This window comes from Bacillus sp. AY2-1 (genome assembly GCF_008368965.1).
Taxonomy (GTDB): domain Bacteria; phylum Bacillota; class Bacilli; order Bacillales; family Bacillaceae_G; genus Bacillus_A; species Bacillus_A thuringiensis_S.
Genome location: NZ_QPEL01000017.1, coordinates 177,834 through 200,845, shown reverse-complemented (window position 1 = coordinate 200,845; position 23,012 = coordinate 177,834). Strand labels below are relative to the sequence as shown.

The window sequence follows — 23,012 nt, the reverse complement described above, 5'->3', positions numbered from 1 at the left end:
CCTTTTCCCGATTAGTTACTTTATCTTCTGCGTTTCTTCTTTTTTCTCATCATTTTCTTTCGGCGCGTATTCACCTTATCCGCTATAATGTGGAGCGTACTTGCCACAACAATTCCCATTAAGAACGTTACAATTTCAACCTCATGTTTCTTCGCAATTTCTATTAAATTACCATCCAGTGCGATTACATTTAATAGGAATAAAAATGGAGAAAAGACGATTAACATGTACGCAATACGAATCACATCACCAAGTATAATCGTATGCGTAAAGAAAGATCGATGTGGCATTACTTTCTTATAAGGATACCAAAATATACGTAAGAAACCCCATTTGTTATAAGCATTACTGTACGTATCTAAATCTGGTGTTAAAAATGAAGTACCTACTAAAAAACCAATTGCAAAAGTTAATAAAAAATCAAAATTTGTTAATCCATACGAAAAGAGCAAAAACAAAACAACCGGAAGGGATATTAAGTTTATTTTCGTATGCGTTCTTCCTGATGGCATAATGCACTTCCTCGCTTACGTTCGTCCTGTCACCTTATGACAGATTTCACCTATTGACCTAATTTCTGATCGATAAATGTTGTGTCTATATCCGAACCAAACCATTCTGCCAACTTCACTCGTGCCTTATCTTTCACATCTTCATTGACGTATAACGACACCTGTATTAGTGCGGCCGTTAACGCCCCTAAATCATCCGTATAGCCAATTCCAGCAATGAAATCTGGAATCGCATCAATCGGTGCAATAAAATAAGCAAGTGCTCCAATTACAATAATTTTCACTCGTTTTGGAACATCGGGTCTTTGCAAAACGTAAAACAGTAATAAACTTGTATAAATGACCGACTGCCCTGCTTGCTTTGCAACATGTTTTACTTTCTTCCAAAACGCTTCAACTGAAAATTTTTGTTTCATGTAAAAGCCTCCCTATTTTTAAAAAGAAATAAGCTACAATATGTTATCAGTAAAAGTTCATGGAAATTACACAAAACCTATCAATGAACTTTCATTGTAACAAACAAACCAAAAAAGAACAAGTGTTCGTTAATTTTTACACGATTTCCTTCATATAATAGATTTCTAGATAACCCTTATCCATCTTCGTTTCTTATTTCTCAACAAAGAAATTTTCACTTCCACTTAACATTCTGCTCTATCTTTGTTATATTTTCTAGTTGACGGACATATAAACGAATGTTAAAGTTTTCTCTGGTAGTGACAAATCTTATACAAAAAATGTAAAATGTTATAGTGTTTCTCAGAAATGAATTTTGTTGTATAATACAGAAATGACGTTATGCTTATGAGCAACAAAAGAAACCAAAAGGGTATGCATAGTTATAGTCGTATATGGGTGAATATAGAACCTTTAATTATGGCCAAGAAAACTATGTATTTTTTATTTTAGCATTTTTCGCTCCAAAATCGACCAAGCCTGATAGAGAAAGGGTGGAAATGAATGAAAGAAACCTTGAAATCGCAATTTCAAAATGTGCGTTTCACTGTATTCGTAGCTTTAGCCTTATGGCTGAAAACTTACATTATTACACGCACAAGCTTTGATTTAAAACTTGAATCTTTCATGCAAGAATTCATTTTATTCCTTAGCCCATTAGCAGCATCATTACTGCTTGTTGGTCTTGCATTATTTGCAAAAGGGAAAAAACGTAACTATATAGCACTTGGAATTAACTTTGTCTTAACAATCGTTCTTGTTGGTAACGTAATGTTCTACGGATTCTACAATGACTTCGTTACTTTACCAGTACTCGGACAAACATCTAACTTCGGAAGTTTAGGTTCTAGTGTGAAAGAATTATTTAACTACAAAATTATTCTTGCATTCGCAGACATTATCGTATTCTTCGTTCTATTGAAGAAAATGAAAAACTTTGCACCTACAGAGCGTGTAGCACGCCCGATGCGTTCTCTATACTTCGTATCAACAGTTGCTATTTTCTTCGCAAACTTAGGACTTGCAGAAGCTGAACGCCCAGAACTATTAACACGTTCATTCGACCGCGTTATGCTTGTTAAAAACTTAGGATTATATGTACACCAAGTATACGATCTTGGCTTACAAGCGAAATCAAGTTCACAAAAAGCATTCGCTGACGGTAGTAAATTACAAGAAACAGAAAACTACGTGAAAACAACACAAAGTAAACCAGATCCAAATATGTTCGGTACTGCAAAAGGGAAAAACGTAATTGTTGTCTCTCTTGAGTCATTACAAACATTCTTAATTGGCGCAACAGTTAACGGACAAGAAGTTACACCGTTCTTAAACCAATTTACGAAAGAAAGTTATTACTTTGATAACTTCTTCCATCAAACTGGGCAAGGTAAAACATCTGATGCTGAATTCCTAGTAGATACTTCTTTATATCCACTAGACCGCGGTGCTGTATTCTTCACACACGGTAACAATGAATATACAGCAACTCCAGAAATTTTACGTCAGCAAGGGTATCACACGTCGGTATTCCACGCAAACAACGCAACATTCTGGAACCGTAACATTATGTATCCAGCACTTGGTTATGATCGTTACTACAACGAGCTTGATTACAAGATTACGCCGGAAACAAAATTAAACTGGGGATTAAAAGATATCGAATACTTCGATCAATCTATTGATATGTTGAAAGAAGTGAAGCAACCATTCTATACTCGCTTCCTTACTTTAACGAATCATTACCCATTCACTTACGATGACAGTACAAAATTAATCGACGAATATAATTCTGGTGATGGAGTATTTGACCGTTACATGGTAACTGCTCGTTACTTAGACGAAGCAATGAAACACTTTATTGAGCGTCTAAAAGCAGAAGGTATTTACGACAACTCAGTAATCGTATTCTACGGTGACCACTACGGTATTTCTGAAAACCATAACCGTGCAATGGCACAGTTCTTAGGAAAAGAAGAAATCACTGCATTTGACCATATGAACTTACAAAAAACACCGATGTTTATTCACGTTCCAGGTCAAAAAGAAGGTAAAACAATTTCGAAACCAACTGGTGAAATTGATATTAAACCAACTATTCTAAACTTACTTGGTGTAGATTCTACAAATGACGTTCGATTCGGTCATGATGTATTCTCACCTGATAATAAAGGATTTGTTGTTCTTCGTGACGGTAGCTTCATTACAGATAAATACATGTACACAAACAGTACATTCTACGACCGTGCTACTGGCGAAGTTGTACAATTACCGAAAGAAGAATCTCAACCACTAATTGATCGTGCCCAAAATGAATTGCACATGTCTGATAAAATCATTGAAGGTGACTTACTTCGCTTCTCTGAAAGTAATAAGATCAAAACTGGTGAAGTAAAAACAGCTATTAAAGAAGAAAAGAAGAGCGCTGAGTAATCTCAGCCTCTTTTTTTATTTTCTTCCATACAACTGCTTATATTCATTAACTTTAAAATTACATAACCTTTACCAAATATTCACATAGGGTTAATGAAGAATCTCTATAATAAAATATGTAAACAAGGTTCTACATATTTCTTACCTCTCATCTTTCGTAAGATCCCTTAAAGAAATGTGTAAATCTCTTGTTTCTACTTTCTTATAATTGTCTTTCAACATGTTTTGTTTCCATACACAAAGCATTCAACGAGACAATGTCCCTATGAAAGATAGCTACCCTCCTTGTGCAGCATTCCATAAGAATGTTGCTTTTTTTTATTTAAAAGCAGGATTCTCATTTCTTATTTTCGAATTTGTATATACAAAATGCTGTAAAGTGAAACTTTAATCAGCCCGTTAATGCGGGGGAAATCGTCCTTACTTCTCTATGATTTACAAATACATATACGGTCATATATAGAGAATTGCTTACATAAAAATTACTATAGTGATTTTTATCTCGCAGGAATGAAAGTTTCACGTTATTTACGTACTTACGAAAGGATGGGACGGAAATTGGCATACGAAAAATTTGTACTTTGGAATGATGAAGTTATTGATACAACAAAACAACAAACGTACATAGAACTTGAAGAAAGAGGTTTGCAATTCGGAGATGGTGTCTACGAGGTTATTCGCCTATATAAAGGGAACTTTCACTTATTAGATCCGCACATAACAAGATTATATCGATCCATGGAAGAAGTAGAATTATCGCTCCCTTTCTCAAAAGCTGAACTCATCACTTTACTTTACAAATTAATTGAACGAAACCATTTCCACGAAGATGGCACAATTTATTTGCAAGTATCTCGCGGTGTACAAGCTCGCACACATGTATTTTCATATGACACCCCTCCGACAATTTATGCCTATATTACAAAAAAAGAAAGACCAGCATTATGGATTGAATATGGTATACGCGCTATATCAGAACCCGATACTCGATGGCTACGCTGTGACATTAAATCATTAAATTTATTACCAAACGTACTAGCTGCTACGAAAGCTGAACGTAAAGGCTGTAAAGAGGCACTTCTCATAAGGAATGGTATCGTAACGGAAGGAAGCCATTCCAACTTCTTTTTAATTAAAAACAGAACTCTTTACACACATCCAGCCAATCACCTTATTCTAAATGGCATTATTCGTCAATATGTCCTTTCTTTAGCGAATACTCTTCACATTCCTGTACAGGAAGAACTTTTCAGCGTTCGTGACGTTTATCAAGCAGATGAATGCTTTTTTACAGGCACAACGATTGAAATTTTACCAATGACCCACCTTGATGGAACCGCGATTCAAGATGGGCAAGTTGGGCCTATCACCAAAAAACTGCAAAAATCTTTTAATCAAATCTTGTTACAATCCAATATGGCATCTTCTTAAACACGAATAATTTCTGTCCTTTCATATTCAATATATACATTTAAATGGAAATCAAGGTGTAAATTTATGCCTTGATTTTTTTTTGTAATCTTTTTGTCATATTCAGATTCCTACATAAGTCTTGACAGTAATCGACATGCTCTTTAGAATTTTTAACAGTTGGTAAATATTTCTTCACTACATTACAGACAGAAAGGAATCGACAAATTATGAAAAAGTATCTTGCCGGTCTTGCGGCAGTGTCTGTAGCAGGAGGAGCAGCACCTACACTTGATAGTGTTCAAGCTGCACCTGAACAAAATACACAAAAAGCTGCTACAACTGTCCAAGCTTCTGCATCAAACGACTCATCTTATAAGGTAAACGCGAGCGTATTACATGTTCGTGCGGGATCAAGCACTTCTCACGACATCATCTCACGCGTTTATAACGGTCAATCACTAAACGTGATTGGCGAAGAAAATGGTTGGTTCAAAATTAACATTAACGGAAAAACAGGCTTTGTTAGTGGCGAATTTGTATCAAAAAGTGGAGCAACAAACAACAATGTAAGCACAGGCGGAAACAATAAAGTTACTGCTGATGTATTACGTGTACGTACAGCTCCTAACACTTCTAGTTCTGTTTCTGGACGTGTATATGCAGGACAAACATTAAACGTAATTGGACAAGAAAATGGTTGGGTGAAAATTAACCATAATGGACAAGTAGGTTATGTAAGTGGCGAATTCGTATCTGGCGTTTCTTCTAATGCGGGTTCTTCAAACAACAATACGAATAATAACAATAACAACCAAGAAGTAAAACCAGCAAGCGGAAACTATACAGTAAATGTATCTTCCCTTCGTGTTCGTACAGGTCCTAGTACTTCTCACACAACTGTAGGTTCTGTTACAAAAGGACAAGTAGTACAAGTTGTTGGCGAAGTTCAAGATTGGTTCAAAATCAATTACGCAGGACAAACTGCTTATATAAGCAAAGACTACGTAACAAAAGGCGGTTCTAACGAAAACGTTACAGAAGGCAACAAACAAGAGCAAAACAATAATAATGGAACTATTCAAACTGGCGGTTCTTACGTGGTTAACGCTACATCTTTACGTGTTCGTACAGGCCCTGCTGCTTACCATAGTGTAATTGGTGGTGTTTTAAACGGTACAACATTAAACGTAGTTGGATCTGAAAACGGTTGGTTTAAAGTAAATTACCAAGGAAAAACAGGCTTTGTTAGTAGCGAATTTGTAAAATTCGTTAAAGGTGGTACTACTACTCCTGAGCAACCAAAACAACCTGAAAAACCTAACCAAGGTGCAATTGGCGACTACTACATTAATGCTTCTGCACTAAATGTACGTAGCGGCGAAGGTACAAATTATAGAATCATAGGTGCACTTCCACAAGGACAGAAGGTTCAAGTAATCTCTGAAAACTCTGGATGGAGCAAAATTAACTACAACGGTCAAACTGGTTATATCGGAACACGTTACCTATCTAAAACACCAGTTGGAGGCGCAGTAGATAATAAGCCTAACAATAACCAAAATAACAATCAAAACAATAACAACAATAATAATACAGGCAATAATAGTGGCGACAGTTCTTCCGTACTTGCATATGCAAAATCAATGCAAGGTGTACCATACGTTTGGGGCGGAACTTCTGCTAACGGCGTAGACTGCAGTGGCTACATCTACCATGTATTTAAGAAATCTGGTCATAACATTAGCCGTCAAAGTGTTGCGGGATATTGGAGTAGCCTACCAAAAACTTCAAGTCCACAACCTGGTGACTTAATTTATTTCCAAAACACTTATAAATCTGGTCCTTCTCACATGGGTATTTACCTTGGGGGCGGATCATTTATCCAAGCTGGAGATAAAGGTGTAGCAATCGCTTCATTAAGTAACTCTTATTGGAAGAGCCACTTCTTAGGATACACGAAAGCACCTTAATTAATAGTTTCAAAGCCTTCTAGTTTACTAGAAGGCTTTTTTGTTACGAGTTCAACACATTACTCCCTTTCCCCTAGTTTCTCTCTACAAAAATAATGTATCCATTCTTCTATTTCATACACTTTATTCTGCAAAAACAATGCATAACGTTATCATAATGTATATATTTTCATAAAAAACATAACCTATTTCATGTCTATTTATTTTATATGTGTTTTTTTGAAGAATTTTCTTTTTATTTAAACTTTTCATTAGACGTTTGACCTCCGATGTCCATTATGATAAGTTACTTAAGATGTTATATTCGTAAATGTATAGACAACTGGTTTATACACTGTTTTTACTATGAGGAAGGAGCATACACTGCATGAATCTTTTATGGGGAATTGGCGGCGTGATTGGAGTATTAGCAATTGCTTTCTTACTATCTTCCAACCGCAAAGCTATTAATTGGCGCACAATTTTAATTGCGCTAGCATTACAAATGTCATTTTCATTTATCGTATTACGATGGGATGCTGGTAAAGCAGGTTTAAAACACGCTGCTGACGGTGTTCAAGGATTAATTAATTTTTCTTACGAGGGAATTAAGTTCGTTGCTGGGGATTTAGTCAACGCAAAAGGACCTTGGGGATTTGTATTCTTTATTCAAGCACTACTTCCAATCGTATTTATTAGTTCATTAGTAGCAATCTTATATCATTTCGGTATTATGCAGAAATTTGTTAGCGTCGTTGGTGGTGCATTAAGTAAACTTCTTGGAACTTCTAAAGCAGAAAGCTTAAACTCAGTAACGACTGTATTTTTAGGACAAACTGAAGCTCCAATCTTAATTAAACCTTACTTAGCACGCTTAACAAATAGTGAATTCTTCACTATTATGGTAAGCGGTATGACAGCTGTTGCCGGATCAGTTCTTGTCGGCTATGCAGCAATGGGTATTCCGTTAGAGCACTTATTAGCAGCTGCAATTATGGCAGCTCCATCAAGCTTATTAATTGCGAAACTAATCATGCCAGAGACAGAAAAAGTAGATAATAACGTTGAACTTTCTACAGAACGTGAAGACGCAAACGTTATCGACGCAGCTGCACGTGGTGCATCTGAAGGTATGCAACTTGTTATTAACGTAGCAGCAATGTTAATGGCTTTCATTGCATTAATCGCTTTATTAAATGGTCTATTAGGATTAGTTGGGTCTTTATTCCATATTAAACTTAGCCTTGATTTAATCTTCGGTTACTTATTATCACCATTTGCAATCTTAATCGGGGTTTCTCCAGGTGAAGCTGTACAAGCAGCAAGCTTTATCGGTCAAAAACTTGCAATCAACGAATTCGTTGCATACGCAAACTTAGGACCACATATGGCAGAGTTCTCTGACAAAACAAATCTAATTTTAACATTCGCAATCTGTGGATTCGCAAACTTCTCTTCTATTGCAATTCAATTAGGTGTAACAGGAACGCTAGCTCCTACTCGCCGTAAACAAATTGCACAATTAGGGATTAAAGCAGTTATCGCTGGTACATTAGCTAACTTCTTAAATGCAGCAGTTGCAGGTATGATGTTCCTATAAACTTATATAGAGTCTTCTCTTTCTCCAAGAGAAGACTTTTTTCATGCACTCCAAACGCCTTTTATGTATCTATCAATCACCTTATCCCAAACATGAGGACATTATGATACAATAATGTTTACGTCTTTTTATTTTTCTTATGAAAATAGAGATACTACTTGTTGTTGCCCTTCAAAAGAATTTAACGACATAGTCAATTTCTTAATAATTGCGCATACTACAAGTATCTATGGATGAAATAGCTTTAAGGAGGAAAGTTTTGTGAAAGATAAGTTCTATAAAATCCTCTCTATGTGGATTCTACAAATTGTATTTTATTTTACTACTGTACATGTGACGAATTATGAGCATGCGCTCATTTTTACAATAATATACGTAATCGTAAATGTACTATTCTTATTTTTAGCTGATAAAACAGCATTTATTTTCTTCATACTAGGAACCATTATTTCCGTATTTTATTTATTTTATCAAGCATGGCTTCATTTATGGAGTACATCAGATCAATGGCAATATATGATTACCCACTTCCTAATGGTAGCTAACTTCTTCATTGTATATATAACAACTCACCTATTAAAAAAAGTGATTCATGAAAATAAAACTTTAACTGAGCGTGTGAGAACGTTGGAACAATATATTGGAGAATCAAAATTATTAACTAGACAAGAATTCGAGAGACGCCAAGCGTTATTAACGACTGCAATGAATCGTCGTAATGAAACAGGCGTTATCGTTTACTTTGATTTCACTTCCTTTAGTAAATATACGAAGGAAAGTGTTATGGATCGTGTAGCTTCCTTATTAGTTGAAACGGTAAGGAATGATTTTGACCTTGCTGCTGAATATGATGAGAGTACATTAGTTATTTTATTACAGAACACAAATGAGGCTGGTGCAGATATAGTAATGAACCGTCTACAGCCAAAATTAGAAAAATGGCTTGCAGCTGAAGCAATCCAAGATATAAAAATTTCACGCGAGCAAATTGGAAACAAAGGACAGACATTGTTATGATGACTCTCGTTATACTTCTTTTATTTCTTCTGTTTTGCGTACTCGTTTTTTGGATCAGTATCACATTTTCAATTAAATATGTACTTATTTTTACGGCCTTTCTATTCTCTGGCTTACTCGTTTACTACTCTTTCTTAACAATCGCGGGTTTAATTCACCGAAATAGCAAACGAAAAGATCGTACACTAGAACATTATCCTAGCGTCGATATTTTCATACCTGCCCATAATGAAGGGGTCGTTATTAAAGATACTTTAGAGGCGATGGCGAAGATTGAATATCCAGGAAAGCTAACTATTTATTTATTAAATGATAACTCTCAAGATGAAACACCTGAAATCGGCGATGATTTCGACAAAGCTTATGCTCATATTCGCCACATTCGTGTTCCCTCCGGTGAACCGAAGGGTAAATCACGTGTACTAAACTATGGGCTTAGTATTTCAGATGGTGAATACTTCTGTGTTTACGATGCAGATAACCAACCTGAACCACACGCACTGCGAATGCTTGTAGAGCACGCTGAAACAACTGAAGATGCGGTTGGAGCAGTTGGACACGTTCGTACTGTAAATGAAAAAAGAAACTGGCTGACGCGAATGATTTCGCTAGAATTTCAAATCTTCCAGCTCCTTATGCAATCTGGACGCTGGTTACTATTCCAAACGGGTTCACTGACAGGAACAAACATGCTTCTTCGTCGCTCTGCACTAGAAGAGCTTGGTGGCTATGACCCTTATGCAATTGCAGAAGATGCTGAATTAACATTACGAATTACACAAAAAGGTTATCTCTTACCAATCATCCCAGAATCAGTTACTTGGGAACAAGAACCAGAGCATTTAAAAATTCTTATTAAACAACGTACACGTTGGCTCCAAGGAAATTTATACATTTTAGAAAAAATGTTCTCGTCATTAAGTTTCTTTAAAGGAAAACTGCTCGTTCATTCCTTACAACAAGTTCTAGTGTATGTTGTATTTTGGCTATTCCTAATCATTTCAAACGTTTGGTTTGTAATTGGGCTACTCGGGATATTCCAAATTCAATATAGCATTCCGCTACTATTTATGTGGTATGTAGCATATATTACATATGTTTCACAATTATTTAGTGCCCAGAGTGTCGAACGAACCTTTACACCGACTAATATTTTTATTAGCGTTATTATGTACTTTACGTATGCACAGCTCTTTACGTACTTATTTATTCGCAGCTTAATCTTATATTTACGTGCAAAGAGCAAGAAACAAGTCATCGGCTGGGATAAGACAGTTCGATTTAAAAAAGATAAATAAAAATAAGCACAGAGCGCCGTATGCTCTGTGCTTATTTATTGCCGTATAAATTATATATCAGACAATACCCCTTAGCTGAAAGTAATTTCACGTCCATCCCCCAACGAACGATCGACCTTCATTTATATACGAAAAAGTGATTGCTATTTTTGTAGAACCAATTGCTTCTCTTGCTGTTCTTTGCGCGTTTCAGTCTTAGGTTCCGTGCTTTCTTGGACACTACGATGTGCCACATGTTTCAAACAAATATGCTTCCACTTTCTTTCGTAACGTTTCATTATTCTAGATGTCCCCCTTGAATGCGCTTTAAAACTATTTGAAATCGCTTACAGGAAATAATATAGCACATATACATAAAAGTGACAACACATTTCCGACATATTTTTGACAAAAATACGAATAGAATTCGTAAGGTATCGAATATTGTCGAAACCTATCGTTTTTTCTTCATATAAAGGGCATACTACTTATATAGTAAAGTATTTTATTTCCCCTACCCGCATTTCAAATTCCTTCTATATAAAGTGAAACTTTCATTAGCCATCACCAATCGGGCTTTTACAAGCAGCTCGATTTATTTGCTTTTGCTGAATTTTGAGGTGGGGTTCTTACTGCTCAGCAAATAGAGGGATAAAAAAAGAGCTGATATAAAATCAGCTCTTTTCCTTCTATTATTAATGACGCTTCATACGTCCTTCTTTTTGTAACTCTTTAAATAATGCTGCCATCATAAAGAAAATAACAAAGACGAATGGGAATGCTGCAATGATAGCTGCCGTTTGTAAGGCTTCTAATCCGCCAATATATAATAAGGTAGAAGCTATCGCGGCTAGAACGATACCCCAAATCATTTTAATACGATTTGGTGGGTTTAAACTACCATGTGTCGTTAACATTCCTAAAACAAATGTTGCAGAGTCTGCCGATGTAATAAAGAATGTAGAAATAAGAAGAATCGCTAAAACAGATAAAGCTGATCCAAAGCTTCCCATCTGATCGAACATAGCAAACAATCCTACTTCTGTTCCCATCTCTTTAATTTTTTCAAAGATATGTGCATCACCAAACAGCTCCATGTGAATACCAGTCCCGCCGAAAACGGAGAACCAAAGCGCACCGATTACGGTCGGTACAAGTAACACACCGATAACAAACTCACGAATTGTACGACCTCGTGAAACACGAGCAATAAACGTACCTACGAACGGTGACCACGCAATCCACCATGCCCAATAGAAAATTGTCCATGACTGAATCCATTGATTTCCGCCTTCATCCAATGGACTTAAACGGAAACTCATACTTGGCAATTCCTGAATATAAGAACCTATTGTTGAAGTGAAGTAATTCATAATAAAGTTTGTTGGACCTGCAAATAATACAATGATCATAAGTGCAAATGCAAAAATAATGTTCGTATTACTTAAATATTTAATGCCTTTATCAAGACCTGTTTGTGCAGATAACATGAAAAGAACTGTTACGATTGCAATAATAACTAACTGTGTCGTTAATGAATTCGGAATAGATGTTAAATAGCTAACACCACCTGCAATTTGTTTTGCACCGAGACCTAATGAAGTTGCAACACCAAACACAGTTGCGAAAACAGCTAACACATCAAATGAATGAGCAATACGTCCGTGTTCCCCACCCTTAAATAACGGACCTACCGTCGCACTAATCGTACTTGCTTTTCCTTTTCTAAAGGTAAAATAAGCAATACATAACGCTACAAACGCATATAGTCCCCAAGGATGTAATCCCCAATGGAAAAATGAAAAACGCAATGCAAGGCGCGCACTTTCCTCAGTTGCACCTTCTCCAAACGGAGGTGCGTACAAATGGTTTAATGGTTCAGCAACGCCCCAGAAAACTAAGCCGATACCCATACCAGCACTAAATAGCATAGCAAACCATGTCATATAACTATAATCAGGTTCGTCATCATCTTTACCTAAACGAATAGAACCGTATTTCGAAACAATTAAAAAGATAGACACACCTAAAATAATAGAAACGGAAATAATATAAAACCACCCAAACTTACTAACTAATGCAGTTTGAATTGCAGTTGTTACATTTCCTAAGCTACCTTTTCCAATAATAGATTCGGGAATAATCCCCCAAATTGTAAATGCAATACATAATGTTAATGAAACGATGAATGTTTTTGTCAGTTTCCTCATCAAATCCCCCTTCGTAGGTTTCGCTTTTGTAAATAACATAAATTCCGATATGTAAAATCGGATAGAAAACTATAATTTTGCGGTGATTTTCTTACTTTCACCTTCACCAATTCGAATTCTTATAGACAGCCTTACCTTTCGTATAACCTTTTCACTCTGCAAGAGCTACAAGTTAGAAATACTGCTGTCAAATTGTGTGAGAAAAACGCGGATAGGAATGTATTTTCCTAAAAAAGGATGTGTTACATATGTAAAAAAGGGCGAATTTCTTCCTTGCAACCCTTTCGTTTTGTAACAATTATGCGGTTTTTTTGCTAGTATATAGCACGTGTTTATAGCTTCACAAACAAAATATTTATGTTTATATAACTATATTACCCATAAAACGGTAAAATACTCAAGGAATGTAATCGTTTAGTAAACATCATGTAACATTCCTGTAATATTTTTATTTACGTCGAAAAAAATATGTTGTATTAAATATTTTGAATATAACCAGCAACCTATGAGTCATATAGAATGAAAAACGCTTTCCTATATTTTTTGTTATATTACAGGATGTTAACGACTGATTACGAATGGTTTGTAATTGTGTGTTTTCCCCAAATCCGAAAAAATCTGTTGCTATAATGAGGACACGAAAACAAACGCAATGGAGGCTATCATGAAAAAATTAATTGGAATAGCAACAGCAGCAGTTTTTGGTCTTGGGATTTTCACATCATCTGCTAATGCAGAAACTGTTGTAACAACAGACGTACTAAACGTACGCGAAAACCCTACTACTGAATCAAAAGTTGTCGGTAAATTACTAAACGGTAATAAAATAGATGTTCAAAATACAGAGAACGGATGGTCAAAAGTTACTTTAGACGGTAAAGACGCATTCGTAAGTGCAGAGTTCACAAAAAGCATCTACTACGTAACAGCTAACGTATTAAACGTACGTGCTGAAGCGAACACAAACTCAGAAATTCTTGGAAAGTTGAAGAAAGACGATGTAATCGAAACAACGAGCCAAGTACAAAATGAGTGGTTACAATTTGAATATAACGGGAAAACAGCTTATGTTCATGTTCCTTTCTTAACAGGTACAGCACCTGTAATTGAGAAACAAGAAACAACTGCTCCTGCTAAAGCTAAAGTTGAAGCACCAGCTAAGGCTCAAACACCTGCAGCACAAGCAAAACCAGCTGCTAAGCCTGCTGTGAAAGCTGCTGAAACTAGCGAACCATCTGGTGGTCGTGAGTTAACAGTTGTAGCTACAGCATATACAGCTCATCCGAGCGAAAACGGTGGCACATATGGCGGCCGTGTATTAACTGCAATGGGTCATGATTTAACTGCGAATCCAAACATGAAAATGATTGCTGTTGACCCGAAAGTAATCCCATTAGGATCTAAAGTATGGGTAGAAGGTTACGGAGAAGCTATCGCTGGAGATACTGGTGGTGCAATTAAAGGTAACCGTATCGATATCTTACTTGGATCAGATAGCGCTGCTCAAAAATGGGGACGCAAAACTGTTAAAGTGAAAATTTTAAAATAACCAATGACTGCTAAATTACAAGCCGGTTCTCTTTATTGAGAGCTGGCTTTTATTTATTTATAATACATATAAGGAGGCTATGCCCATGAATGTACAAGCAAAAGTAGACTGGATTGGTACGCCAAAACCGTACATATATAAAGATGAAGTAACATATAACGCTACTTCTATTGATTTCTCACTCGCTGGCGATGATAATCGCTATAAGCTAATTGTGCTCAAGTCAGAAAAAAATACACACTACAAAATTGTGCAATATGGAATAAAACCAGGCTCTCAAAAGCCATTTCCTATCGACATTCCATTTGAACAAAACATGTTACCAATTATAGAGCAAATATTACATGATCCATATGTACAAGCGATATTAAAGGAAACGCACTCATAATTGTAAAAAAAGATATCAACGATTTTCCGAATATATCTATCATAAATCGCAATATATCAACAATTTTTCAATTATATCTATCATAACTTACGATATATCAACGGTTTGACACGAAATATCGATTTAGCTACAAAAAGAGGCTGTTCAAATATTGAACAGCCTCTCTCATATTAACGAGTTGGACCAGATACATCTTCTGATTTCAACGTATTATTTGCACCAAGAGAATGATACAACATCTTTCCATTTCCATTCACAGTTACAATATGTTCGTTGTTAAAACTTTTGAACTTCACAGATCCATCACCGTAACGAATATGATACTCTTCATATGTCGTTACTTTATATTTCGTATCACTTTGACGCTCTACATTACGAACTTCCATCGTTAATAAGTCTTCTGTAATTCCTTTTTTGTGTAAATACTGTATATAATCACGGTCTTCCTTATACGATTTCCCGCTCTTATCATAATTATTTTCAATTAAACTAAAATCATTTAATGAAATTGCACGTACGTTATCATAAATATGATTTTTTACAAATTCGCCCACTGCTGAACTTGATGTTTCTTTCGGGAATTTTAAGTAATAGGTGCTTTGGTCTCCAACTTTAACGCTTTCTGATTTAATTAAGCCAAACTCAGCATTTTTCTCTAAATGCACTTCTACCGTTTCATCTGTTGGTACAGGACCAAGTTTATAACTTCCGCGGCTTAACTTCCCACGCTTCTTACCATTCACAACTACATTTGCATCATTTTCATCAGAGGAAATTGTTACATAATTGCCTTCTAATGATAAATTTACATCTACCTTCGCACTTTTTTCATCTGCTAAATCTACTTCTTTTTCTGTTTCTAACTCAGTTAACTCTGACTTTGCTTTTGCCTTTACAACGTAAGAACCCGGAAAATATGGACCAATTTCTTTTGAAGTTTTGTCATTAGACAATTCTACTTCTTTCTTATCATTCACATATATTTCTGCATTCTTCGCAGTTGTACTTACATTCATATAATACGATTTCATGCTAAATTTATACTTCGGATATAAAAACCATTCTTTTCCGTCTTCTATAATTTGTCCATCTTTAAACGATGCTTTATCACTTGCTAGTTTTTGATCCACTGTCTCTCTTTGTAAATAAGACAGCAGCTCTTTATTATATGAAGGGTTGTCTTTTAAATAACGGATATATGCCTTAATATCCTCTGCCTTAATCTTTAAGCTCGGATCATCTACCTTTACAAACTCATCAATTGCATTCGCATCTTTCTTTTGAAACGCCTCAATCATAACGTTTACTTGTTTTTCCTTTGAAAACTTGCTTGCACCAAATTTATATGCTCCGAACAATATAGCAAAAATAACAAGAAAACCTAGCAGTAAAAATATGTTCTTCTTACTTTTCACCGGCTTTGTTTCCCGTTGTATTTCTGAACGAGAAGAAGCTGTTTGATCAGCTATTTCTTCTATCTTACTTCCACACTCTGGACAAAAATTTAAATGGTCTGCAACTTTTTCATTACATATTCCACAAAACTTCAAGCGATTCTCCCCCTTATTTTTTTACCAACTTCATCCCAGCAAACACTAATACGTAAGAAAGAATAAAGCTACCTACTATTAAATACATCGTGCTACTTTGAATCGATAATAGCGGACCAGAAATCCCCGTAAATTCCTTCATAATTTCCTTACTACCTGAAGCTTCGATTTGGATTTTTGCTAATCCATTTACACAAAGCATCATCACAGTATAAACCGCACTAAACATCGCAATTGTTACATATATATTTTTCATTGGATATTGAGCTAATTTCATTCCAGCTCTAAATAGTAAGATACATGGTATTAAAATTAATAAACCCCACCAATGCATGTAGGAATTGAAATCATCCATATATTTAATTTCTTTAGCAGAAGCACCATTAGCAATTGCCACATCTTTTAAAGACGTACCATTTAATGATATGCCTGATGTATATGATAAATGTAACGGCCCTTTTCCTCCTGGATAGTTCTGTATTTCTTTCTCCATGTTCGCCCATTCAATTGCAGTTGGAGCAAAGTGAGCCATATTCCACATATACGGTGTTGCTTCTAATGAAATTAATGCTTTATATGTTTTCTCAGGGAAATCAATTGGTCCCATTGATTTTGAACTACTAAATAAAATCGTAATAAGTATAATACCAAATGTAATGATTAATCCTTTTAAAACAGTCACTACACTATAATAAATAGATGCTGCATATGGAACACTTTGACTAATTGCGGAAAGCATACGATGTGGTCCCGCTGCAATACTCATGCCAATAAAGCTAAATAATAAACCAAATATAATACCGTACAACAAACTAATAATATGAGAATAACTAACATTAATTGTCATTGTTTCATAGAATTGAGAAATCGTCGTAGAAGAACTTGCTACAAAACTTATAACACATAAGAAAATTCCATATACAATACCGATAATACATGCTGTTACTAGCTTCTCACGCCAAACAATAGACGGCTTTTTTTTCTCTACAAAAAAGCCAATTCCACCTAATATAAGTGCTGGAATAGTTAATAAAATGAACAATGGGACATGAAGAATAAATGACATTATGTATGTACCACTTCCACTGACTTCAAGACCCGCTAAATGATACATTAAAATTAATGGCGCTATGCCAATGAAAGATTGATTAATGGTAGTCATATCCAGCATACCGTTCGTATTTGTAACCATCGTTCTCATTAAATCATTCATCGCTGCATCGATAATTAAACTACTAATCCAGCCAGCCAAAAACATGCATATAATTGCCAGACCACCACCAAGTAAGCCTTTTTTCAAAGCAATTCCAGATGAACCCACATTTAGTTGTACACCCTGGTCTGGTAATTTCGTTTTCATTTCTTTTTTCGTAATACCTACTAGTAAGGAATCGCCGCATTTCTCACAATATGTAGCAGTTTCTTTACTTTCCACTCCACAAGTTCGGCAATATTTTGAGTCTTTAGGCGCTAATATAATATGACTTGCTACACCACCTGTACTAGACCCATCATGCGTACAATAATTTGATACATCAGACTGTTCTAAACCACAAGTTTTACAATACATGTTCCTCACTCCTTACTTTGCTTCATACCACAAACTGGACAGAATATAGCTTCTGTTGCGATTTGTTCACTACATGAAGAACATGATTCATTTTCAACATTGTTTGTTTGAAGGAGTAACTCATTTTCTTTCCCGCACTGTCCACAAAATTTATCATTTAATGATAATGAGCCACCACAGCTACACTGCCCTTTCTGACCTTGATTCTGCAAATTAGCAATTTGCTTACGCATGTTATAAATAGCAATATCAAGCTCTTGTACCGGTTCTACAATTCCTTTCAATACCTCTATTCGAACTTCATCATTGCGCAGTTGCATATATGTAGTTTGACCAAGCTCCAACAAAATTTCAGTTTTCGCTTGTAACTTCTCCTGCGTAATTTTCTTTAGTTGTGCAACCTCTTGTGCAACTTGCAACTTCATCTTTCCTTGCTCAATTCCCTCTTGCAACTTGTTCATACCATTCCCAAACTTCGCTTGTAAATCTGACACAACTTCCCCTCCTATAAATATATAGTAATATACGAAATTAACATTTTATATATTACCATGATTTTCAAGTTATGTAATCCAAATTTCATTTTTTCTGTTTTGAGCATTTTTTGTTTATAATGGTAAAGGAAAGAAATATGTGTACGGAGGAATATTATGCTGCAACACTCAATTACGAAAGATGAAATTATGATGATTGCGAATGAGTTCGTTCAAGGACTAGATCCACAGCAAACAGCTGATCAGGAACATGTCGCTACAGCTCGGCACCTATATCGTAGTGGTGTTGTCTATAACGTTGACTTTGATGGTTATACACTATCAGGAACTGTAGATGCGGAAGGCAACGTATATAGCGTTCATATTCCGATTCGTAACGTCGCTGAAAGCTATTGTGATTGCTTCGCACCAACACAATGTGAGCATATGCTCGCTGTATTACTATCTGCAGCGTCTAGTTTTGGGCAAGTAGGAGATGTATTAACTTTATTTAAAAATAATACGAAACCTTCCCTTCCCCCTATTCGAACTGCAAGACAAGTATTACAATCATCAGCTTTTGAAGAAACTGACTATAAAAGTTGGGAATCATATTTTGAAAAAGAATATGATTCATTTAAAAAAGAACAAGCTCGGCTTACTTATAAACAAATGTATTTTCTTATGAGTATCTTTACAGATTTCTATACGAAACTTGAGCGGAAAGCTCCGCGTATCATTGCGATACATGAATTATTCAGGTTACACGCAGCACTTTACTGCTTTCAAAAATTATTAGAAGAAATTCAGGCATTCGAAGCAAACAAAACATATTCTTATCACCAACCTGTTAATGTCATTCGCCTATTTGTAGACAAAGTGGAATCCATCGTTCGGGACTTACAATCAGAAGCGATTCCTTCAGAGTCTGAAATAATTTTACAAGAAACAGCTCGTCTCGTTCATGAAGTATTCTTCTCTACCGACGCTTATACGCAAGAGCGATTTTTCATTTATCGTCACATATGGAGTGAACTTTTAAACAATAAAGAGAAAATACAAGAAGAAGAAAAACGAATCGATACGAAAATCAATCCACTATCTAAAGCGTTAGCGTCTTCTCATCTTCTCTTTTTAAATGACGAAGATCTACTAGCGATGGACTTACTAAAAAAACAGCCTGCTTCTGTTGTGAGTCTATACTTCTATTGGTTAGAAGAACTATTAAGTGCCATGCATTGGGATCGTGCAAAAAACTGGCTTTCCTTTACGTATAAACAAGTAAAGAAAACGATCCAAGATCACGAAAATACGATTTTCATAAAAGATGTCGTTCGGCTATTTGTAATCATGTATGAAACATATGCAACACATACAAATGAACAAGCTGGTTTCGAAATGATCTTACAAGAACTATTACCGTATAGTTTCACAAACTATGAACAGTACGTACTCGCGAAAAAACAGTATCGTACATGGGCAGAGCTTCATCTCCTATATGGATTTGAAGCAATTGAGCTGTTGAAAGAGCCACTGAAAGATATTGAAAAAGAAGCGCCAGAAGTGGCACTTCCTCTTTACCATCTTGCTGCTGTAGAGGCGATTGAAGAACGAAATCGTAAATCATATAAACGCGCAGTTCGTTACTTAAAGAAATTACGTACATTGTATAAACGATTAAAACGCACCGATGAATGGGATGCTTTCATTATTCACATCGCCAATCTCCATTCACGTCTGCGTGCACTACAAGAGGAATTACGGAAAGGAAAATTAATCGATGATCAATCAAACTGAAGTAACAATTAGGCTCCAGCATGTTAGTCAAGGTTGGTTCCTTTGGGGAGAAGATGACAGCGGTACTCCATTATCCGTAAAAAGTTGGAAACGAAATGCATTCACATGGCACTCCACTTCTTTCTACGGTACTTCTCTAAAAGAAGCAACCTTCGAAGGAAAACAAGGTGTGCTCCTAACAAATGCACAAGCCTTTGAATACATTGCAAACAAACCGATGAATTCCTTTGCACATATGCAAATAAACGGACCTATTACAGCACTTACGAAAGATGCAAATGAATTATGGGACGCCTTTACGAGTGGTAGCTTCGTACCAGATATGAATCATTGGCCTAAACAGCCATCTTGGAAAGTTCAAAATACACCAATTGAAGATGATACATTAGCATCTCTTTTCTCAGCAGCAGTTAATGAAAGCATATTACAAGATAATCGCTCAAATGACGGCTGGGAAGATGCTAAAAGGCTATATGAACATTACGACTTTACGAAAAGACAATTGGAAACAGCACTACATGAAGAAGATTGGCTTCGAAAAATCGGTTATATTGAAGATGATCTTCCGTTTACAATCGGACTAAGACTACAAGAACCACAAGAAGAATTTGAAATGTGGAAGCTTGAAACAATTGTGACACCAAAGCGCGGGGCTCATCGCATATATGTATATGAAAACATCGATTCCTTACCGAAAAGATGGCACGATTACGAAGAACGGATTACAGAAACACAAGAAGGTTTTAGTAAGCTCATACCGTGGTTAAAAGAAGGAGATACATTCCGAAATGAGCTCTTTGAAACAGAAGCTTGGAACTTCTTAACAGATGCAAGCAACGAATTACTTGCAGCCGGCATTACAATTTTACTACCATCATGGTGGCAAAATTTAAAAGCAACAAAACCGAAATTACGTGTCCAGTTGAAGCAAAATACAGCACAAACACAATCGTTCTTCGGTATGAATACGCTCGTTAATTTTGACTGGCGCATTTCGACGAACGGCATTGATTTATCAGAAAGCGAATTTTTCGAGCTCGTTGAACAAAACAAACGTCTATTTAATATAAATGGTCAATGGATGCGACTAGATCCAGCCTTTATCGAAGAAGTAAGGAAACTCATGAACCGTGCCGATAAATACGGACTAGAGATGAAAGATGTCCTGCAGCAACATTTATCAAATACGGCTGAAACAGAAATTGTAGAAGATGATAGTCCGTTTACTGATATTGAAATCGAACTAGATGGATATTATGAGGAACTATTCCAAAAGCTGCTTCATATTGGAGATATTCCAAAGGTAGATGTCCCTACTTCACTAAACGCAACACTTCGTCCGTATCAACAACATGGTATTGAATGGTTATTATATTTACGAAAGCTTGGATTTGGAGCATTGCTAGCTGACGATATGGGACTCGGGAAAAGTATTCAAACAATCTCTTACTTACTATATATAAAAGAAAACAATCTCAAAACAGGCCCTGCATTAATCGTAGCGCCGACATCTGTTCTTGGAAATTGGCAAAAAGAATTTGAGCGTTTCGCACCGAATTTATGTGTCCAATTACATTACGGAAGTAATAGAGAGAAGGGCAATTCATTTGAAGATTTCCTTCAATCAGCAGATGTTGTATTAACATCTTATGCATTGGCTCAACTCGATGAGGAAGAACTGACTTCATTATGCTGGGATGCTGTTATTTTGGATGAAGCACAAAATATTAAGAACCCACATACGAAACAGTCGAAAGCAGTACGAAACTTGCAGGCAAATCACAAAATCGCTTTAACTGGTACACCAATGGAAAATCGCCTCGCTGAACTTTGGTCCATTTTCGACTTTATTAATCATGGATATCTCGGAAGCTTAGGACAATTCCAACGCCGCTTCGTCACACCGATTGAAAAAGATCGTGATGAAGGAAAAATCCAGCAAGTCCAACGGTTTATCTCACCATTTTTACTGCGCCGAACGAAGAAAGATCAAACAGTCGCATTAAATTTACCAGATAAACAAGAACAAAAAGCTTACTGTCCTCTTACTGGTGAACAAGCTTCCTTATATGAACAACTTGTTCAAGATACACTGCAAAATGTAGAAGGATTAAGCGGAATTGAAAGACGCGGCTTTATATTACTTATGTTGAACAAGCTAAAACAAATTTGTAATCATCCTGCTCTTTATTTAAAAGAAGAAGAACCACAAAATGTCGTTGAACGCTCTATGAAAACAAAAACGTTAATGGAGCTCATCGAAAATATAAAAGATCAAAATGAAAGTTGCCTCATCTTCACTCAGTACATCGGCATGGGAAACATGCTAAAACGTGTGCTAGAAGAACAATTTGGCCAGCGTGTCCTCTTCTTAAACGGTAGTGTACCGAAAAAAGATCGTGACAAGATGATTGAGGAGTTCCAAAACGGAACGTATGACATTTTCATCTTATCCTTAAAAGCTGGGGGAACAGGATTAAACTTAACTGCTGCCAACCATGTCATTCACTACGATCGTTGGTGGAATCCAGCTGTGGAAAATCAAGCAACAGACCGCGCATATCGCATTGGTCAAAAAAGATTTGTTCATGTTCACAAACTCATTACAACAGGAACATTAGAAGAAAAAATCGATGAAATGCTAGAAAGAAAACAATCTCTAAACAATGCGGTCATCACAAGTGATAGCTGGATGACTGAACTATCAACAGACGAACTAAAAGAATTACTTGGTGTATAAAGTGAAACTTTAATCAGTAGGGGTTTTGTTCATCCCCCACTGATTATCAGCCCTCACCAATCGGGCTTTTACCGGAAG

16 protein-coding genes are annotated in these 23,012 nt (G+C 36.0%); 10 read left to right on the top strand and 6 right to left on the bottom strand.

Annotated features, from left to right (window positions below; all coding sequences use genetic code 11):
- Positions 1–20: 20 nt before the first annotated feature.
- On the bottom strand, positions 21–512 hold the full coding sequence (locus DN403_RS04920) for a metal-binding protein (RefSeq protein ID WP_001139059.1): 492 nt from the start codon (positions 510–512) through the stop codon (positions 21–23).
- 50 nt (positions 513–562) lie between these two features.
- The gene (locus tag DN403_RS04915) at positions 563–928 is read right to left on the bottom strand and encodes a YkvA family protein (RefSeq protein WP_000810378.1); all 366 of its coding nucleotides are present in this window, start codon (positions 926–928) and stop codon (positions 563–565) included.
- Positions 929–1,472: 544 nt separating this feature from the next.
- Here DN403_RS04915 and DN403_RS04905 point away from each other — a divergent pair.
- From DN403_RS04905 to DN403_RS04880, 6 genes are all read left to right on the top strand, one after another.
- Entirely contained in the window at positions 1,473–3,401 is a 1,929-nt protein-coding gene (locus DN403_RS04905) for an LTA synthase family protein (protein ID WP_000665344.1), read from the top strand.
- Positions 3,402–3,947: 546 nt separating this feature from the next.
- Positions 3,948–4,832 carry a D-amino-acid transaminase gene (locus DN403_RS04900; protein ID WP_079997269.1) on the top strand — a complete coding sequence of 295 codons (885 nt, stop codon included), beginning with the start codon at positions 3,948–3,950 and terminating at the stop codon, positions 4,830–4,832.
- A 209-nt stretch (positions 4,833–5,041) separates the two neighbouring features.
- Positions 5,042–6,784 (top strand): C40 family peptidase, encoded by a 1,743-nt coding sequence (locus DN403_RS04895; protein WP_086389727.1) that lies wholly within the window; start codon positions 5,042–5,044, stop codon positions 6,782–6,784.
- Between the two features lie 367 nt (positions 6,785–7,151).
- Positions 7,152–8,363 carry a NupC/NupG family nucleoside CNT transporter gene (locus tag DN403_RS04890; protein WP_001051018.1) on the top strand — a complete coding sequence of 404 codons (1,212 nt, stop codon included), beginning with the start codon at positions 7,152–7,154 and terminating at the stop codon, positions 8,361–8,363.
- A 261-nt stretch (positions 8,364–8,624) separates the two neighbouring features.
- Positions 8,625–9,380 carry a nucleotidyl cyclase domain-containing protein gene (locus DN403_RS04885; RefSeq protein ID WP_000653230.1) on the top strand — a complete coding sequence of 252 codons (756 nt, stop codon included), beginning with the start codon at positions 8,625–8,627 and terminating at the stop codon, positions 9,378–9,380.
- Positions 9,377–10,678, top strand: a complete 1,302-nt coding sequence (locus tag DN403_RS04880; protein WP_149185323.1) for a glycosyltransferase family 2 protein — start codon at positions 9,377–9,379, stop codon at positions 10,676–10,678. The genes DN403_RS04885 and DN403_RS04880 overlap by 4 nt, the downstream gene beginning before the upstream one ends.
- A gap of 674 nt (positions 10,679–11,352) precedes the next feature.
- Here DN403_RS04880 and opuD read toward each other — a convergent pair.
- A complete protein-coding gene (opuD, locus tag DN403_RS04875) occupies positions 11,353–12,867 on the bottom strand; it encodes a glycine betaine transporter OpuD (RefSeq protein ID WP_001230116.1) in 1,515 nt (504 codons plus the stop codon).
- A 664-nt stretch (positions 12,868–13,531) separates the two neighbouring features.
- Between opuD and DN403_RS04865 the strand changes: the two genes are divergently transcribed.
- Positions 13,532–14,416, top strand: coding sequence for a cell wall-binding protein EntA (locus DN403_RS04865; protein ID WP_000733345.1), 885 nt, complete (start codon positions 13,532–13,534; stop codon positions 14,414–14,416).
- An 85-nt stretch (positions 14,417–14,501) separates the two neighbouring features.
- Positions 14,502–14,804 (top strand): DUF3910 family protein, encoded by a 303-nt coding sequence (locus DN403_RS04860; protein ID WP_001102538.1) that lies wholly within the window; start codon positions 14,502–14,504, stop codon positions 14,802–14,804.
- Positions 14,805–14,974: 170 nt separating this feature from the next.
- Here DN403_RS04860 and DN403_RS04855 read toward each other — a convergent pair whose 3' ends face one another.
- From DN403_RS04855 to DN403_RS04845, 3 genes are read right to left on the bottom strand one after another with little or no spacing between them, the layout of a single operon-like run.
- Positions 14,975–16,354, bottom strand: a complete 1,380-nt coding sequence (locus tag DN403_RS04855; protein WP_000666859.1) for a zinc ribbon domain-containing protein — start codon at positions 16,352–16,354, stop codon at positions 14,975–14,977.
- Between the two features lie 13 nt (positions 16,355–16,367).
- A complete protein-coding gene (locus DN403_RS04850; protein WP_149185322.1) occupies positions 16,368–17,924 on the bottom strand; it encodes a zinc ribbon domain-containing protein in 1,557 nt (518 codons plus the stop codon).
- A gap of 5 nt (positions 17,925–17,929) precedes the next feature.
- Positions 17,930–18,418, bottom strand: a complete 489-nt coding sequence (locus tag DN403_RS04845; RefSeq protein ID WP_001281736.1) for a zinc ribbon domain-containing protein — start codon at positions 18,416–18,418, stop codon at positions 17,930–17,932.
- A gap of 156 nt (positions 18,419–18,574) precedes the next feature.
- On the opposite strand from DN403_RS04845, the gene DN403_RS04840 reads away from it, so the two are divergent.
- Positions 18,575–20,194, top strand: coding sequence for an SWIM zinc finger family protein (locus DN403_RS04840; RefSeq protein ID WP_000939128.1), 1,620 nt, complete (start codon positions 18,575–18,577; stop codon positions 20,192–20,194).
- Positions 20,178–22,934: a DEAD/DEAH box helicase gene (locus DN403_RS04835; protein ID WP_000610096.1), complete on the top strand. Its 2,757-nt coding sequence runs from the start codon at positions 20,178–20,180 to the stop codon at positions 22,932–22,934. The genes DN403_RS04840 and DN403_RS04835 overlap by 17 nt, the downstream gene beginning before the upstream one ends.
- Positions 22,935–23,012 lie beyond the last annotated feature (78 nt).

Bases quoted from the DNA above. Each gene is read 5' to 3' on its own strand.
- DN403_RS04865 (WP_000733345.1), top strand. From the start codon at position 13,532: ATGAAAAAATTAATTGGAATAGCAACAGCAGCAGTTTTTGGTCTTGGG.
- DN403_RS04890 (WP_001051018.1), top strand. From the start codon at position 7,152: ATGAATCTTTTATGGGGAATTGGCGGCGTGATTGGAGTATTAGCAATT.
- DN403_RS04835 (WP_000610096.1), top strand. From the start codon at position 20,178: ATGATCAATCAAACTGAAGTAACAATTAGGCTCCAGCATGTTAGTCAA.
- DN403_RS04880 (WP_149185323.1), top strand. From the start codon at position 9,377: ATGATGACTCTCGTTATACTTCTTTTATTTCTTCTGTTTTGCGTACTC.
- DN403_RS04860 (WP_001102538.1), top strand. From the start codon at position 14,502: ATGAATGTACAAGCAAAAGTAGACTGGATTGGTACGCCAAAACCGTAC.
- DN403_RS04915 (WP_000810378.1), bottom strand. From the start codon at position 928: ATGAAACAAAAATTTTCAGTTGAAGCGTTTTGGAAGAAAGTAAAACAT.
- opuD (WP_001230116.1), bottom strand. From the start codon at position 12,867: ATGAGGAAACTGACAAAAACATTCATCGTTTCATTAACATTATGTATT.
- DN403_RS04840 (WP_000939128.1), top strand. From the start codon at position 18,575: ATGCTGCAACACTCAATTACGAAAGATGAAATTATGATGATTGCGAAT.
- DN403_RS04895 (WP_086389727.1), top strand. From the start codon at position 5,042: ATGAAAAAGTATCTTGCCGGTCTTGCGGCAGTGTCTGTAGCAGGAGGA.
- DN403_RS04905 (WP_000665344.1), top strand. From the start codon at position 1,473: ATGAAAGAAACCTTGAAATCGCAATTTCAAAATGTGCGTTTCACTGTA.
- DN403_RS04900 (WP_079997269.1), top strand. From the start codon at position 3,948: ATGGGACGGAAATTGGCATACGAAAAATTTGTACTTTGGAATGATGAA.
- DN403_RS04920 (WP_001139059.1), bottom strand. From the start codon at position 512: ATGCCATCAGGAAGAACGCATACGAAAATAAACTTAATATCCCTTCCG.
- DN403_RS04850 (WP_149185322.1), bottom strand. From the start codon at position 17,924: ATGTATTGTAAAACTTGTGGTTTAGAACAGTCTGATGTATCAAATTAT.